Genomic DNA, 14,725 nt, shown 5'->3' on the forward strand with positions numbered 1-14,725 from the left:
TGACCGTGTCTCAGGTCGGGATGCGTATTCTACGCAATCCGTAGTGTTCGTCAAGTGTTTGTTTCAAACTTAATTTCTGTTTTCTCAAACCTTTGTGACCGTAAGCGCCTTGCTCCGTGTCAGTGGGGTGGAGTATAGAGATCTCAGCTTTTGGCGCAAGTCGTTTATGGCAATAAAATTACAATTCACGACTGACCGCTCAAACACCCAGCAAGCGCACAACTTACTCACAGAGTTATGCACATTAAGGCCGTGAGGAGTGAAGTGTAAGGGGGTGATGAGAACGAGATTTAAGTGCGTTCAACTAGGGTCAATAGTCATTTTTGTAGATCCAAGCTTAAATTACGGGGGGAGATTCACAGCTCAACGCGGACAACTGTGCTTCTTATGTAGAAGCCGCTAATCTTAGCTATCACTTTACGACGGGTATTAATGATGACGGCATTGAAAAGCTATAAGGGTATTAGCCCACAGCTTGCAAAAGGTGTGTTTGTGGAAGCGTCGGCGGTTTTGTATGGCGATATTAAGGTAGGTGAAGATTCCAGTATCTGGCCATTGGTGGTGGCGCGCGGAGATGTGCATAAGATCCGCATTGGCGCGCGCACTAATATTCAAGATGGTTGCGTGTTGCATGTGTCACGGCCAAGCTCAACATTACCGACTGGCCTGCCTTTACTAATAGGTGATGATGTTACCGTAGGCCATAAGGCCATGTTGCATGCCTGCACTATTGGTAATCGAGTGTTGATCGGTATGGGCGTGATTGTATTAGATGGGGCTAATATAGACGATGAGGTGCTGGTGGGTGCCGGCAGTTTGGTGCCGCCTGGTAAGCAATTAGCATCCGGCTACTTATATATGGGCAGCCCCGCCAAACAAGTGCGGCCGTTAACGGCTGCAGAAAAAGCCTTATTCTCTGAGTCCGCCGCTAACTATGTGCGCCTGAAGGATGAGTATCTGGCGGCCTTATAAAACGAGACATGAGATGTAAGGCTATTACGCCTCACGTTTTACTCTTCACTTATTTACAGCGTCAGACTGCCATCTGGACCAAAGGCTTCTTGGCCGACCAGCTCGCTCACCTGCTCTTCTATATCAAAGCGCACCGACTCAAAGGCCAATATGATATTGGCCTCATCCACTAATGCTTGGCCGCTAAGATGCTCGAGCCGAGATAAACTGAGGTAACAAATCACTTGGCCACCAAACCACTGGGCGCTAAACGCCAGCCGCTGTTGCTCTGGCTGCCAATTAAGGTCGTCGTTAACGATCACATCCTGATTCATGTTAATACCTGCGAAGGGTGAGGAGTGAAGTGTGAGGAGTAAGGGCTGAGATAAAAATCCCCCCCCTCTTACTCCACACTGCATGTTATTTTACAGCCACTAACTGCTCACGCAACGCTTCGAGCACAGGCATCACTTGGGGCCGAACGCCACGCCAAACATAAAAACTTTCGGCGGCCTGGCCGACCAACATACCTAAGCCGTCATATCTGTGTTCAAGCCCTTGCTCTCTGGCCCACGCCAGAAACGGCGTTTCTGTGGCACCATACATCATGTCGTAAACTCGCGTATCGGGGTTGCACACCTGATCGCCGAGTGACAGCGTCTCGCCCTGCAAGCTGGCGGAAGTGCTATTGATAATAATATCGAAAGGCTGATCTAAGGTTTCGAGCGGTGCACTCACAATATTGCCTAAATGCGCAAAGTGCTGAGCCAACTCGTCTGCGCGAGCCGGCGTGCGATTAGCCACCACCAATTTTGCAGGCTGCTCCGCTAATAACAGCGCCAAGGCGCCACGTGCCGCCCCTCCTGCACCTAATAATAGGATATTGGCGCCCATTAAGGTGCAGCCGAGGCGTTTGAGATCCATCACCAGCCCTGCGCCATCCGTGTTATCCCCAAGCCATCGACCGTCGGCTAATAAATGTAGCGTATTCACAGCACCCGCCAATTCGGCTCTCGGAGTCAACTCATCGGCTATGTCCAAGGCTTGAGTCTTGAACGGGACCGTAATATTGCAACCTTTGCCGCCCTCGGCTGCAAAATGACGCAAACTATCGGCAAAACCATCTAACGGTGCCAGCAGACGTTGATAATCAAGCAACTGTCCCATTTGCTCGGCAAATTGCTGATGAATAAAAGGAGATTGGCTATGTTTGATGGGATGCCCGATAACGGCATATCTGTCCATGATGTTTGCTCTCGCTGACGATTTGACGACTGAAATAAGTACTATTGAGTCTTAAGTAGACGGTAAATGCACTGATATTGCCAGTACATACATTTTTTGGTTGCAAAAATTACTAAAACGAATAGATTTTGCGCTAACGAACAAAAATATTGTGGCTGCCTTGGATACTGAACTATTAAAAACCTTTCTAGAAGTTTCGCGTACTCGCCATTTTGGCAAGGCTGCGGAGCATCTGTACCTGACGCCGTCGGCGGTCAGTTTTCGCATTCGCCAGTTAGAAAGCCAGCTGGGCGTGACGCTCTTTACGCGGCTGCGCAATAATATCCAGCTGACGTCTTCGGGTGATGCGCTTATTCCGCATGCCGAGTCCATGCTGTTGGCGTGGGCACGGGCACAGCACGAAGTGGCGTTAAGCGAACGACAAACCCAGCAACTGGCGGTGGCCGGCACGGCCAACTTGTGGGACGCTTACTTGCAAGAGGGCTTACATCGCCTGTATTGCGAACTGCCGGCGTTGTCGTTGCGCGCCGATATTCGCACGCCCGAGCAAATGACTCGCGCACTGCTGAGTCGCACCTTGGATTTGGCTTTTTTAACGGATCCGGCGCGCATCGAAGGCGTACACCACGTGGCTATTCACACCATGGAGCTGCAACTGGTGTCGTCTCATCAGCATTTGGATACCGCTAAGGCGATGGCGGAAGATTATATCCGCATCGACTGGGGTACGGCATTTAATACTCAGCATGCCAAACTGTTTAATGCCAGCACGCCGCCCATCTTGCACACCGGGTCGGTGCGCATTGCGCTTGAGTATTTATTGCATCATGGCGGCAGCACTTTCTTGCCCAGCTCCATGATCAATACCTACCAACAGCAAGAACAGCTGTTTGTGGTGGCCGATACGCCGTCCATTAGCCGCAAAGTGTATGCGGCCTATTTACCCGGTGGGGAGCGCCAAGACATAATCGATCAGGTGATCTCCTTGTTTGCCCCCCAAGCTATTGCGGATTAAATCCAGACTCTGGGCACTAAGAAGTCATATAATTTGGCCTCATTAGTGCCCGGCTCGGGTTGCCAGTCATATTCCCAACGCGCCAGCGGTGGCATCGACATTAAAATAGACTCGGTACGACCGCCGGTTTGCAGACCAAATAGCGTGCCTCGGTCGTAGACCAAGTTAAACTCCACATAACGACCGCGACGATACAGCTGGAACTGGCGCTCTTGCTCGGTGAAAGGCGTATTTTTACGCTTTTCGATAATCGGCAGGTAGGCATCTAAGTAACCCTCGCCCACCGCTTGCATAAACGCGAAGCAGCGATCAAACGGCCACTGATTTAAGTCATCGAAGAACAAGCCGCCTACGCCACGGGTTTCATCTCTGTGTTTGAGATAGAAGTACTCATCGCACCATTTTTTATATTCCGCATATACCTGGTCGCCAAAGGGTGCGCACAGGTCATGAGACACTTGATGCCAATGCTGGCAGTCTTCTTCTACCGGGTAAAAAGGCGTTAAGTCAAAACCACCGCCAAACCACCACACGGGATCGGCTCCTTCTTTTTCGGCGATAAAAAAGCGTACGTTGGCATGGCTGGTAGGCACATGCGGATTGTGCGGGTGGATCACTAGCGACACGCCCATGGCTTCAAACGAGCGACCGGCTAGCTCAGGCCTATGCGCCGTAGCAGAGGCGGGCATCGCATCGCCGTGTACATGAGAAAAGTTAACGCCACCTTGCTCAATCACGCTACCGTTGCGCATCACGCGGCTACGACCACCACCGCCTTCGGCGCGGTCCCAACTGTCTTCAATAAATTGACCAGTACCGTCGGCCGCCGCTAAACCGGCACAAATATTATCTTGCAGCTGCAGTAAAAAGGCTTTTACGGCCTGAATATCGGGTTGTGTGCTCATTGCTTTCTCTCTTAATAAAATTTACGCGGGACGCAACTTAAGTCGCAAGCAACTTAAGCGGGGCGCAATACGGCACCGGTGCCGCCATCGCGGATCAAGGAAGGGTTAGCGAGACCTTGAGTGTTGCCGGGTAGAATATAATCCAGCTTATGACCTAACTGTTGTTCAAGCTCCACGGCACTGCGCGCTGGCGGCTGACCGGCGATATTGGCACTGCTGGACACTAAGGGTTTACCCAAGGCCAAGCACAGATCGCGCACCTGCGGATGCGCCGTTACGCGCACCGCCAGTGAGTCGAAGCGCCCTTTAAGCCAAGTGGGTACTTCAGGCTTGGCAGGAATGACCCACGTATTGGGCCCAGGCCAAGTATTGAGGATCTCACTTAAACGCCCTTCTGGTAACTTGCTCAAGTCTAAATAAGGCATCAATTGGCTAATATCGGCCGCCACCAAGACTAAGCCCTTCTCAATAGGGCGCTGCTTGATGTCGAGCAAGCGCTGCACCGCTGCACCGTTATCGGGGTCACAGCCCAAGCCGAAGACAGCCTCGGTGGCATAGCCAATCACGCCGCCTTGGCGCAGTTGTGTTAGGGCTAACTGCAGGATGTTCGCGTTCATCTTTATGAATTCCTTGGCCTTATGCGGGATCAGAGCGTTTCAACAAACGGTAATTTACGATAACCACAGCCTTTCTTCGGGCAATGCAGTTGGCCTTTGCGCTCCACTAAAATGGCAAAGCCACAGTCGGGGCAGGTCTCTGCCACCGGCTTATCATTACTGATAAAGCGGCATTGCGGATAGTGATTGCAGGCATAAAAGCGTTTGCCATAACGGGAGGTTCTGGCCACCAGCAGCCCTTTCTTGCACAGGGGGCAGCTGGGTTCGGCGTCACCTTGATCGTTAATATCGGCAATGTGATGACATTCGGGGTAATGAGTGCAGCCGATGAAGAGGCCGAAGCGGCCTTTTTTAAGCGCTAAAGGGTGCTGGCACAATGGGCATTCGCTGCCCTCCAGCACTTTTTCAATGTCTTGATCCGGTTCTACCACCTTTAAGGGGCGCAGGTAATCACAGGCAGGATAAGTGGCGCAACCAAGAAAGGCGCCATGTTTGCCATGGCGTAATTCAAGAGCAGCACCGCATTGCGGACAGGGAGTGTGCTCCCATTCAGGGGCCATTTCTTTGGTACTAAATAGACTGGAATCAATTTTCGACATACCGCGCCTCCGAATGCATTACTGCGATTCTATCAGCGCGGCGCCTGTCAGTGAACCACCCCTTCTGGCTGCTCAAAAATAAGCTCTTCCAGTTGGTGATAAGCGGACTCGCCACCGGGCACATTAAACAGCACCATCATGGCCACCCATTTGAGATCTTCTAACTCAATTTCCGGTGGATCCAGCTCCATGAGTCGCTCAATTACGATTTCACGGGTTTCTGCGTTCAGTATTTGGATCTGTTCTAAGAACAACAGAAAACCTCGGCCTTCTGCATCGATTTTATACGTTTCTTCAGCGGTGTAGATGCGAAATGAACTGGGTTCAGATTTAGCCCAAGCAGGTGTTTCTTCTGCTTCTTGTAAATCAGCCAAACGTTCTAGCCAAGCTAGCGCCTTGAGGATCTCTTGCTTATGAAAGCCCGCTTGGGTTAATTCATCGGCGAGAGCATCCTGTTCTACCATGGTCTCTACATCGGTGTGGATGTAGCTTTCGAATAAGTACATGAGTACCTCGAACATGATCATCCCCTCCTCGCTCTGACATAACCCCCGGGTACAGATGCCACCCAGCCAGCCAACTCCAGCTCGACCAACCGAATAAGCACATCCTGCACCGGCTGCTGACAACGACTGGCAATCACATCTAACGCCGTTGTCTCTATTCCTACGTTATCCAACAACTCAGGATAAGGCAATAATTCGTCTGAATTTGCAGCAAGAACTTTGAGCTCGGCCACTGAAAAGGCTCTGAGCTCTTCTAATATGTCATTGGCATCCAACACTAATTTAGCACCTTGCTGGATCAGCTGATTACAGCCCTTTGCTAGCGGATTTTGCCAAGCACCAGGAATAGCGAACACCTCGCGCCCTTGCTCAAGCGCGTAGCGTGCCGTGATAAGCGAACCACTGCGCTCGGCCGCTTCCATTACTAATACTCCTAAACTTAAGCCGCTGATGATGCGATTACGTCGTGGAAAATGATGAGCCAGTGGCCCCACCCAAGGGTAACATTCGGAAATTAAAGCGCCGCCCGATTCTATAAGATCAAAGGCCAAGTTCAGATGCCGTTTCGGGTAAATTTTGTCTAATCCAGAACCCAGCACGCCTAAACTAATACCGCCCGCGTCTAAGGCGGCTCTGTGGCTGAGTCCATCTATGCCCAACGCCAAGCCAGAAGTAATAACCGCACCCGCCGCCACTAAAGCCGGGATCAGATTTTTAGTATTTTCTTTGCCCACATAAGAGGGATGCCGACTACCCACCACGGCTATTTGCGACTGGATTAGCGCATCGAGCTCACCTTCAACAAACAAAATGAGCGGTGCCGCCGGTGTGGCTTTCAATTGCGTTGGATAATCAGGGCTATCCCAACTCAGCACATGCCGATGAGCTGCGCCTTGCTGCCACGCCAGTATGGGTTCGAGCAGATCAAGGTGTGCGGTTTGTAATTGGTTTAACTGCTCGGCGCTCACTTTCGTGCGCTGCAGATTTTCCGGCAGATACCAGTGCTCACCTAGAGTGTGGTAGAGCTTGAGGGCACGCACCGGCCCTATACCTTGGGTGTGTTGCAAGGCCAACCAAGGTAACAAAGGGTGTTGAGCCAGTGCTACTGCCATCTGCCACCTCTCCATAAGTCTGGTCATATTAATACAACAAAAAAGCTAAGATTAGCGCCATTCTGGCCCTTGTTTGTCCGCTTGTGGTGGCTTGCGTTAACTCTTGCTGTTTTTTGTGCGCCGACATGGTTAAAATACTACCAATATCGATAGATAAAAGAGCTAACCTGTTATGGCAAAAGTATTACCCGTATTACGTTTTCCCGATGAACGCCTGCGTACCATCGCCCAGCCCATCACCGAATTCACCCCTGAATTACAGCAAATTGTAGATGATATGTTTGAAACCATGTACGCAGAAGAAGGCATAGGCCTAGCTGCGACTCAGGTGGATATTCATCAACGTTTGATCGTCATGGACGTGTCGGAAGACAGAGCCGAGCAATTGGTGCTGATCAATCCGGAAATTTTAGAGCAAAGCGGCAGCACAGGTATCGAAGAAGGTTGCTTGTCGGTGCCGGGCGCCCGCGCCTTGGTAGAAAGATCCGAGTTTGTGACGGTGCGCGCCCAAAACGTCAAAGGCGAGACCTTTGAATTTGAAGCCGACGAGCTGCTAGCCATCTGTATTCAGCATGAGATGGATCACTTGATTGGTAAGTTGTTTGTGGATTATTTATCGCCACTGAAGCGCCAGCGTATTCGCCAGAAAATGGAAAAGCTGACCAAGCAAGAAGCCCAAGATCTGCAATCGTAAGGACGCCTTTTGAGCTCACTCAATATTATTTTTGCCGGTACGCCGGATTTTGCTGCCCGCCATTTGCAGGCTTTGCTAGGTTCTGAACATAAGGTAGTGGCCGTTTACACCCAACCGGATCGCCCTGCGGGCCGCGGTAAAAAATTAACGCCCAGCGCCGTAAAAGTGGCGGCTGAGCAGGCTGGCATTCCGGTGTTACAGCCGCCAAGCTTGCGCGATGAAACCGCACAGCAAGCCTTAGCCGCACTGAATGCGGATATCATGGTAGTGGTGGCCTACGGTTTGATCTTGCCCCAAGTGGTACTAGATGCGCCGCGCTTAGGCTGCATTAATGTGCATGGCTCCTTATTACCACGTTGGCGCGGTGCCGCGCCCATTCAACGAGCCATTTGGGCCGGTGACGAGGAGACAGGCGTTACTATCATGCAGATGGATAAGGGCTTAGATACCGGCGATATGCTGCACATCGCTCGTCTGCCCATCGAAAATACCGACACTTCGGCCACTCTGTATGAAAAGCTAGCCGAAATTGGCCCGCAAGCACTGCTGGAAAGTCTGAGCGTGATTGCCAATGGCCAAGCACAACCTGTGGTACAAGACGATGCGTTGGCGAACTACGCCGAAAAGCTGTCTAAAGAAGAAGCCCTCATCGACTGGCAACAGTCGGCGGCGCACCTTGAGCGTTGCGTGCGTGCCTTTAATCCCTGGCCGTTTAGCTACTTCTTAGTGGGCGAGCACAATATTAAGGTCTGGCAGAGCCAAGTGCTGGCGGAGCAGGAGTGTGAATCCTCGAACGCCACGCCCGGTACTATTATTAACGCCAGCAAGGCGGGCATTGATGTGGCCACCGGTAATGGCGTGTTGCGCCTGCTGAGTTTGCAGCCGCCCGGCAAAAAAGCCATGAGCTGCCAAGATTTGCTCAATGCGCGTAAAGACTGGTTTCAAGTAGGCGCCATTTTAAACTAGCCATTGTTTTAAGCTGGGCATAGTTCTTAGCTAGGCTGGACCTAGCTAAGAACATTTCCCGCCTAAGCTAGTTCTCAGCTAAATACGACTCTCGCCTAAACATCCTTAATCTTAATGGTAATTCTATGAAAACCCGTGCCGCCGCCGCCAATATCATTCATCAGGTGCTTAACCAAGGTCAGTCCTTGTCTGGCTTACTGCCTCGCTATCAGCAAGAAGTGGCACCTAAAGATCGCGCTCTGCTGCAAGAGCTGTGTTTTGGCACCTTGCGTTGGTATAGCCGACTCGATGCCATCGCCAAGCAACTGGTAGAAAAACCGCTCACCGGCAAATACAAGGTGGTGCATAGCCTGCTGTTGGTGGGTATTTATCAGTTGTTGTATACCCGCATTCCCGCTCACGCGGCACTGGCCGAAACCGTGGCCGCTTGTAAACTAGTAAAGGCCGAACCGTTTAAAGGCATGGTGAACGGCATCTTGCGCAACGTACAACGTCAGCAAGACGAGCTCACCGCCAAGGTAGATGCCTTGCCACAATTGCGCTTGGCGCACCCTAATTGGCTGGTGAAGCGCATTCAAAAAGCGTATCCCGAGCTGTGGCAAGACATTCTCACCGCCAATAACCAGCATCCGCCAATGTGGATCCGGGTGAATCAAAGCCAACATACCTGCGAAGCGTATTTGGCGTTATTGGCCGCCGCCGAGATTGAGGCAACGCCAGATACGATGGCAGACAGCGCGCTGTGCTTAGGCCGGCCATTAGACGTAGCGCTCTTGCCAGATTTTGAGCACGGGGCAAGCTCGGTGCAGGACGCCTCGGCGCAGTTGGCCGCTCAATTGTTAGATGCCCAAGCCGGTGAGCTGGTGTTGGATGCCTGTGCGGCACCGGGCGGCAAGACGGCGCATATTTTAGAGCGCCAGCCCAATCTAAAACAATTAGTGGCGGTGGACATGGACGGCGAGCGCCTAAAGCGAGTGCATCAAAACTTAGAGCGCATCAATCTTCAGGCCACCGTTATCGAAGCCGATGCGGCAGAGCCTGACACTTGGTGGCAGGGTGATGATTTTGATCGCATCTTGCTCGATGCGCCTTGCTCCGCCACCGGCGTTATTCGTCGTCATCCGGACATTAAATGGCTGCGCCGCGCAGAAGACATAGCGCAGCTGGCCAAGTTGCAAGCACAGATCTTAGATGCACTTTGGCTAAAGTTAGCGCCCGGCGGCACGCTTTTGTATGCCACTTGCTCGATTTTGCCTGATGAAAACAGCGAGCAAATCATCAATTTCTTAGGCCGTACCCCAGATGCTCAACACATCCCACTGCATGGTGACGATACCCCAGCCATGCCAGGCTGGCAGATTTTGCCCGCGGCGGAGCAAGGCGATGGCTTTTATTATGCAAAGCTCACTAAAAAAACAAGTAAACTAGCATGAAGATCATCATCTTAGGCGCGGGGCAAGTCGGCGGCACGCTAGCGGAAATTCTCGTTAGCGAGAATAACGACATTACCGTAGTCGATACCAATGCCGAGCGACTACGAGAGTTGCAGGATAGGTTCGACTTGCGGGTCATTAACGGCCACGGCTCTTATCCTAACGTGCTGCGCGATGCCGGTGCTCAAGATGCGGATTTGCTGGTGGCGGTGACCAGCAGCGATGAAACCAACATGATTGCCTGCCAAGTCGCCTACTCCTTATTTAACACGCCCAATAAGATAGCGCGTATTCGCTCACCGGAGTTTTTGGCGGAGCGCGAGCGCTTATTTCTTAATGAAGCGCTGCCGGTAGACAACTTAATAGCGCCCGAGCAACTGGTCACCGAATATATTTATCGCCTGATCCAGTACCCGGGTGCACTGCAAGTAGTGGACTTTGCTCAAGGTAAAGTGGGCTTAGTGGCCATTAAAGCCTATTACGGCGGCCCATTAGTGGGCAATGCGTTGTCTAGCTTGCGCGATCATATGCCCGGCATAGACACCCGAGTAGCAGCCATTTTTCGCCAAGACAGACCAATACGCCCACAGGGCACCACCATCATTGAAGCGGACGACGAGGTGTTCTTCGTGGCTGCTAGCGGCCATATCCGGGCCGTAATGTCGGAGCTGCAGCGGGTAGAAAGTGACTATAAACGCATCATGATTGTGGGCGGCGGCCATGTGGGCGCAGGATTGGCCAAACGCTTAGAAAAAAACTATTCGGTGAAGCTGATTGAGCACAATCTCAAACGCGCCGAGCAATTATCGGAATTGCTAGAGCACACCATCGTCTTTTGTGGCGACGCGGCGGATCAAGAATTATTGATTGAAGAGCATATCGAGCAAATCGATGTCTTTATTGCGGTCACCAACCAAGACGAAGCCAATATCATGTCGGCTATGTTGGCGAAGAAACTGGGCGCCAAGAAGACCATGGTGCTTATTCAGCGCAGTGCCTACGTCGACTTAGTACAAGGTGGCAGCATAGATGTGGCCATTTCACCGCAGCAAGCCACCATATCGGCGCTGTTAACTCATGTGCGTAAAGCCGATATCGTCAATGTGCATTCATTGCGTCGCGGTGCCGCCGAAGCCATTGAAGCCATAGCCCACGGCGATAGTGCTACCTCTAAGGTGGTAGGCCGCCAAGTGGGCGAGCTAAAACTACCGCCGGGCACCACTATCGGCGCTATCGTGCGCGGCGACGAGGTGATCATCGGCCACAACCAAACCGTAATCGAGCAAAATGACCACGTGATCTTGTTCTTAGTCGATAAGAAGTTCATTCCCGAAGTAGAGCGGTTATTCCAACCTAGTCCCTTCTTCCTCTAATATTCTTCCTTTAACATACGGCCCTAAGAGCGGAGCTTGCGATGTTTAGCATCAGACCCATCGCTTTAATTTTAGGCTTAGTGCTCTCTAAATTAGCGCTCTTTATGTGGCTGCCCACACTACTAGCGCTATTCACTGGCGGCGCTAGCTTTCAAGAGTTTTTATTAGCCACCTTAATTACCCATATCACGGCAGCTTTACTCTGGCTGCTTGGCCGCGGCGCAAAAGTGAAGCTCAGGGTGAAAGAGATGTTTTTGCTCACCACGCTGGTGTGGCTGAGCGTGTGTGTGTTTGGCGCCCTGCCGTTTGTCTTTATTAGTCATATCAGCTTTACCGACGCCTTCTTCGAGACCATGTCCGGCGTCACCACCACAGGCTCCACCGTGCTCACCGATTTAGCCCACACCCCGCCCCCCATACTGTTATGGCGTTCCATCTTGCAATGGCTGGGCGGTGTGGGCTTTATTGTGGCGGCAGTGGCAATTTTGCCCAACCTGAACGTGGGCGGCATGAAGCTTTTCCAAACCGAATCCTCCGACTGGTCAGACAAAGCTGCGCCGCGCGCCGCCACTATGGCCAAGCGCATCGTCGTGCTCTACGTGACGCTTACCTTCGCCTGTGTGTTGAGTTATTACGTGTTATCCAACATGAGCGGCTTTGAGGCCATTAACCATGCCATGACCACCTTAAGTACTGGCGGCTATTCCACCTCAGATAAGTCGATGAATCACTTTTCGGTCGGCGCCCACTGGGTGGCCATCGTCTTTATGTTTATTGGCGGCCTGCCTTTTTTATTGATGGTGTACAGCCTGCAACAGCGCAATTTTCATCTCTTTAAAGACGCTCAAGTACGGGGATTTTTCATACTGGTGTTAGTGGCGTGCGCTATCTTGAGCCTCTACTTATCACTCACCGAACGTTATCCCTGGCCAGACGCCATTCGCATCAGTTTGTTTAATTTAGTGTCTGTGATCACCACCACCGGCTTTGGCTTAGAAGATTTTGGCAGTTGGGGGCCATTTCCCTTGCTGTTGTTCGGCTTACTGATGGCCTGCGGCGCCTGCTCAGGCTCCACGGCGGGGGGCTTTAAGATCTTTCGCTTTCAGGTGGGTATGGCGTTATTTAAGAGGCAGCTGTATTTGTTAATTCATCCCAGAGCCATGGTGGGTCAGCGCTATAACGGCCGTCACTTAGACGATGAAATCGTGCGCTCACTAATCACCTTTATCTTCGGCTACTTCGCTACCATAGTGCTGTTGGCGTTATTACTCGCGCTCATCTCGCTGCCGCCACAAGTGGCTATTTCCGCGGCCATTACTGCAGTGGCCAACGTGGGCCCCGGCATAGGCGACATTATTGGCCCTAACGGTAACTTTGCCAGCTTGCCCGCATCTGCCAAATGGCTATTAGCCATCGGCATGTTGATGGGTAGGCTGGAGATCATGACGGTGATGGTGCTGTTTTTTCCGAGGTTTTGGCGAAGCTAGTCAAAAAAAGCGCTACGTCTTACGCTGTACGCCATAAGTTAAAGATCAAGACTCAAAATTTATTTGTCACGGAAAAATAAAGATAAGAGCGATCACGACCTGAGAGACGATTTTATAAAAAACTTTATACATCAAACGGCAAATGCTTTTCTCTTTTCGTTATTGAACTAGCTCTTGTCTGTGGCTTCAGTGGCAAGAAAGTCTTGAGCTTTAAAGGCTTCTGCAGATAGACGCTCGGTACTGGCTCTTTCACGTAGGTGTTCGGGCAGCGGCTTAGTGACTTCTACGCCTAATTCACGAAAGGCTTCTGCTTGGCGGATCAGGTTGCCTCGGCCGGTGCTGAGCTTCTTCATGGCGCGCTGATAATGGTCTTCTGCCTTATGCAAAGATTGGCCCACGGCTTCCATATCTTCGGTAAAAGAGCGCAGTTTTTCATAGATTTTACCCGCCGATTCGGCAATCTTGCGCGCGTTCTGATTTTGCCGCTCGACCCGCCATAAGTTTTCTATGGTGCGCAACGCCACCAATAAGTTGGTAGGGCTGACCAGCAGGATATTATTATCTAAGGCGTATTTGATTAAGGCAGGCTCGGCTTCTACCGCCACCAAAAATGCCGGCTCCACCGCCACAAACATCAGCACATAATCGAGGGTGCGCACCCCTTGCAGCTGCTGATAATCTTTACGGCCTAATTCGCGAATATGGCCGCGCACCGAGTTTACATGCTCGCGCAAGGCTTGTTCACGCGCCTGCGCATCCTCGCCATTGTAGTAACGCTCATAGGCGGTGAGCGAAACTTTGGCATCGATAATAATGTCTTTCTCTTGCGGCAGATGCACCACTACGTCCGGCTGATAACGCTTACCTTCGGCATTATTCAAACTGAGCTGGGTGCTGTATTCATGGCCTTCGCGTAAGCCGGATTCTGATAATACCCGCGACAACACTACTTCGCCCCAGTTGCCTTGTTGCTTACTGTCGCCTTTTAAGGCCCGAGTGAGTGCCGAGGTATCTGCGCTCATCTGCTGATGCAACTCGGCTAGGCGCTCAATTTCAAATTTCAGGCTGTGTCGTTGGCGACTTTCATCGGCGTAGGTTTCTTGAATATTGCGCCGAAAGCCGTCCAGTTGTTCGCGCAGCGGCGTCAGTAAACCGTCCAGGCTATGCTGATTAAGCTCTCGAAAATTATGAGTTTTTTGCTCAAAAATACGCTGCGCTAAGTTTTCAAACTGTTGGGCAACCCGCGCTTCGCTGGCCTCAAACTCAATTTGCTTGTCGGCGGTAACTTGCCGCTCTTGACGCAACAGGGTTTCGTATTCTTTGAGTCGGCCATTCATTTTTAATAACAGTTGTTGTTGCTGATCCAACTTTTGCCGAGTGTCTTGCAGCTCTTGGTGTTTATCTTGCAGCGCGGTTTGCCCATGTTGCACTTGTTGGGCTAACAGCTGCAAGCGGGTGCCCAACTTTAAGCGCGTAAATCCCCAGCCCAACAGCAAGCTAACACTCGCCGCTAACGCATAAGGCCAAACAAGGGTGAGGGGCAACATATTAGCGCCTGCGCTGTTCAAGGAGGGCTTTAACGTAGCGATTTACGCGAAACCACACCAAGACGTAAAGCAGATAGATTAATACAATCAGCCACTTATGTTGATTAACGCCATTATCGAAGTCAGAAAAAACCACGCCTATCACCTCTACGTAGAGTACTAATAGCAGCGGAAACATAAAAAATACCGACCAACGCCAGCACTGGCCGAGCAAGGAGATAATGACACTATTATTTAAGGCACTGTTATTCAGAGGCATGATTACTCAAGGTATA

General features: G+C 51.4%; 16 protein-coding genes. 7 read left to right on the forward strand and 9 right to left on the reverse strand.

Annotated features, from left to right (window positions below; all coding sequences use genetic code 11):
• Window positions 1-432 precede the first annotated feature (432 nt).
• Window positions 433-972 carry a gamma carbonic anhydrase family protein gene (locus tag ACEN2G_RS09005; RefSeq protein WP_442021153.1) on the forward strand — a complete coding sequence of 180 codons (540 nt, stop codon included), beginning with the start codon at window positions 433-435 and terminating at the stop codon, window positions 970-972.
• Between the two features lie 53 nt (window positions 973-1,025).
• Here ACEN2G_RS09005 and ACEN2G_RS09010 read toward each other — a convergent pair whose 3' ends face one another.
• Both ACEN2G_RS09010 and aroE read right to left on the reverse strand, forming a co-directional pair.
• Window positions 1,026-1,286: a DUF1488 domain-containing protein gene (locus tag ACEN2G_RS09010; protein WP_442021154.1), complete on the reverse strand. Its 261-nt coding sequence runs from the start codon at window positions 1,284-1,286 to the stop codon at window positions 1,026-1,028.
• 85 nt (window positions 1,287-1,371) lie between these two features.
• The gene (gene aroE / locus ACEN2G_RS09015; protein ID WP_442021155.1) at window positions 1,372-2,196 is read right to left on the reverse strand and encodes a shikimate dehydrogenase; all 825 of its coding nucleotides are present in this window, start codon (window positions 2,194-2,196) and stop codon (window positions 1,372-1,374) included.
• A gap of 160 nt (window positions 2,197-2,356) precedes the next feature.
• Here aroE and hdfR point away from each other — a divergent pair, with 160 nt between their 5' ends.
• Window positions 2,357-3,211 carry an HTH-type transcriptional regulator HdfR gene (hdfR, locus tag ACEN2G_RS09020; protein ID WP_442021156.1) on the forward strand — a complete coding sequence of 285 codons (855 nt, stop codon included), beginning with the start codon at window positions 2,357-2,359 and terminating at the stop codon, window positions 3,209-3,211.
• Here the strand turns inward: hdfR and hemF are convergent.
• The 5 genes from hemF to dprA are packed head-to-tail and all read right to left on the reverse strand — an operon-like array spanning window position 3,208 to window position 6,950.
• Window positions 3,208-4,116, reverse strand: coding sequence for an oxygen-dependent coproporphyrinogen oxidase (hemF, locus tag ACEN2G_RS09025; protein ID WP_442021157.1), 909 nt, complete (start codon window positions 4,114-4,116; stop codon window positions 3,208-3,210). The two genes, hdfR and hemF, sit on opposite strands and share 4 nt — an antisense overlap.
• Window positions 4,117-4,169: 53 nt before the next feature.
• A complete protein-coding gene (locus ACEN2G_RS09030; RefSeq protein ID WP_442021158.1) occupies window positions 4,170-4,733 on the reverse strand; it encodes a Sua5/YciO/YrdC/YwlC family protein in 564 nt (187 codons plus the stop codon).
• 29 nt (window positions 4,734-4,762) lie between these two features.
• Window positions 4,763-5,332, reverse strand: coding sequence for a topoisomerase DNA-binding C4 zinc finger domain-containing protein (locus ACEN2G_RS09035; protein ID WP_442021159.1), 570 nt, complete (start codon window positions 5,330-5,332; stop codon window positions 4,763-4,765).
• A 47-nt stretch (window positions 5,333-5,379) separates the two neighbouring features.
• Window positions 5,380-5,853, reverse strand: coding sequence for a DUF494 family protein (locus ACEN2G_RS09040; protein ID WP_442021160.1), 474 nt, complete (start codon window positions 5,851-5,853; stop codon window positions 5,380-5,382).
• A gap of 2 nt (window positions 5,854-5,855) precedes the next feature.
• Window positions 5,856-6,950, reverse strand: a complete 1,095-nt coding sequence (gene dprA, locus ACEN2G_RS09045) for a DNA-processing protein DprA (RefSeq protein ID WP_442021161.1) — start codon at window positions 6,948-6,950, stop codon at window positions 5,856-5,858.
• A gap of 172 nt (window positions 6,951-7,122) precedes the next feature.
• On the opposite strand from dprA, the gene def reads away from it, so the two are divergent.
• The 5 genes from def to ACEN2G_RS09070 all read left to right on the forward strand — a co-directional run bounded on the left by def (window position 7,123) and on the right by ACEN2G_RS09070 (window position 12,903).
• Complete coding sequence (def, locus tag ACEN2G_RS09050; protein WP_442021162.1) at window positions 7,123-7,644, forward strand: peptide deformylase; 522 nt, start codon at window positions 7,123-7,125, stop codon at window positions 7,642-7,644.
• Window positions 7,645-7,653: 9 nt separating this feature from the next.
• Window positions 7,654-8,610 carry a methionyl-tRNA formyltransferase gene (gene fmt / locus ACEN2G_RS09055; protein ID WP_442021163.1) on the forward strand — a complete coding sequence of 319 codons (957 nt, stop codon included), beginning with the start codon at window positions 7,654-7,656 and terminating at the stop codon, window positions 8,608-8,610.
• A gap of 125 nt (window positions 8,611-8,735) precedes the next feature.
• The gene (rsmB, locus tag ACEN2G_RS09060) at window positions 8,736-10,043 is read left to right on the forward strand and encodes a 16S rRNA (cytosine(967)-C(5))-methyltransferase RsmB (RefSeq protein WP_442021164.1); all 1,308 of its coding nucleotides are present in this window, start codon (window positions 8,736-8,738) and stop codon (window positions 10,041-10,043) included.
• Window positions 10,040-11,416, forward strand: a complete 1,377-nt coding sequence (trkA, locus tag ACEN2G_RS09065) for a Trk system potassium transporter TrkA (protein WP_442021165.1) — start codon at window positions 10,040-10,042, stop codon at window positions 11,414-11,416. The genes rsmB and trkA overlap by 4 nt, the downstream gene beginning before the upstream one ends.
• Window positions 11,417-11,457: 41 nt before the next feature.
• Entirely contained in the window at window positions 11,458-12,903 is a 1,446-nt protein-coding gene (locus ACEN2G_RS09070) for a TrkH family potassium uptake protein (RefSeq protein WP_442021166.1), read from the forward strand.
• Window positions 12,904-13,070: 167 nt separating this feature from the next.
• On the opposite strand, the gene rmuC is transcribed toward ACEN2G_RS09070, so the two are convergent.
• Window positions 13,071-14,450 (reverse strand): DNA recombination protein RmuC, encoded by a 1,380-nt coding sequence (rmuC, locus tag ACEN2G_RS09075; RefSeq protein WP_442021167.1) that lies wholly within the window; start codon window positions 14,448-14,450, stop codon window positions 13,071-13,073.
• A 1-nt stretch (window position 14,451) separates the two neighbouring features.
• Complete coding sequence (locus ACEN2G_RS09080; protein ID WP_442021168.1) at window positions 14,452-14,709, reverse strand: hypothetical protein; 258 nt, start codon at window positions 14,707-14,709, stop codon at window positions 14,452-14,454.
• Window positions 14,710-14,725 lie beyond the last annotated feature (16 nt).

This window comes from Oceanisphaera sp. W20_SRM_FM3 (genome assembly GCF_052119705.1).
GTDB lineage: Bacteria > Pseudomonadota > Gammaproteobacteria > Enterobacterales > Aeromonadaceae > Oceanimonas.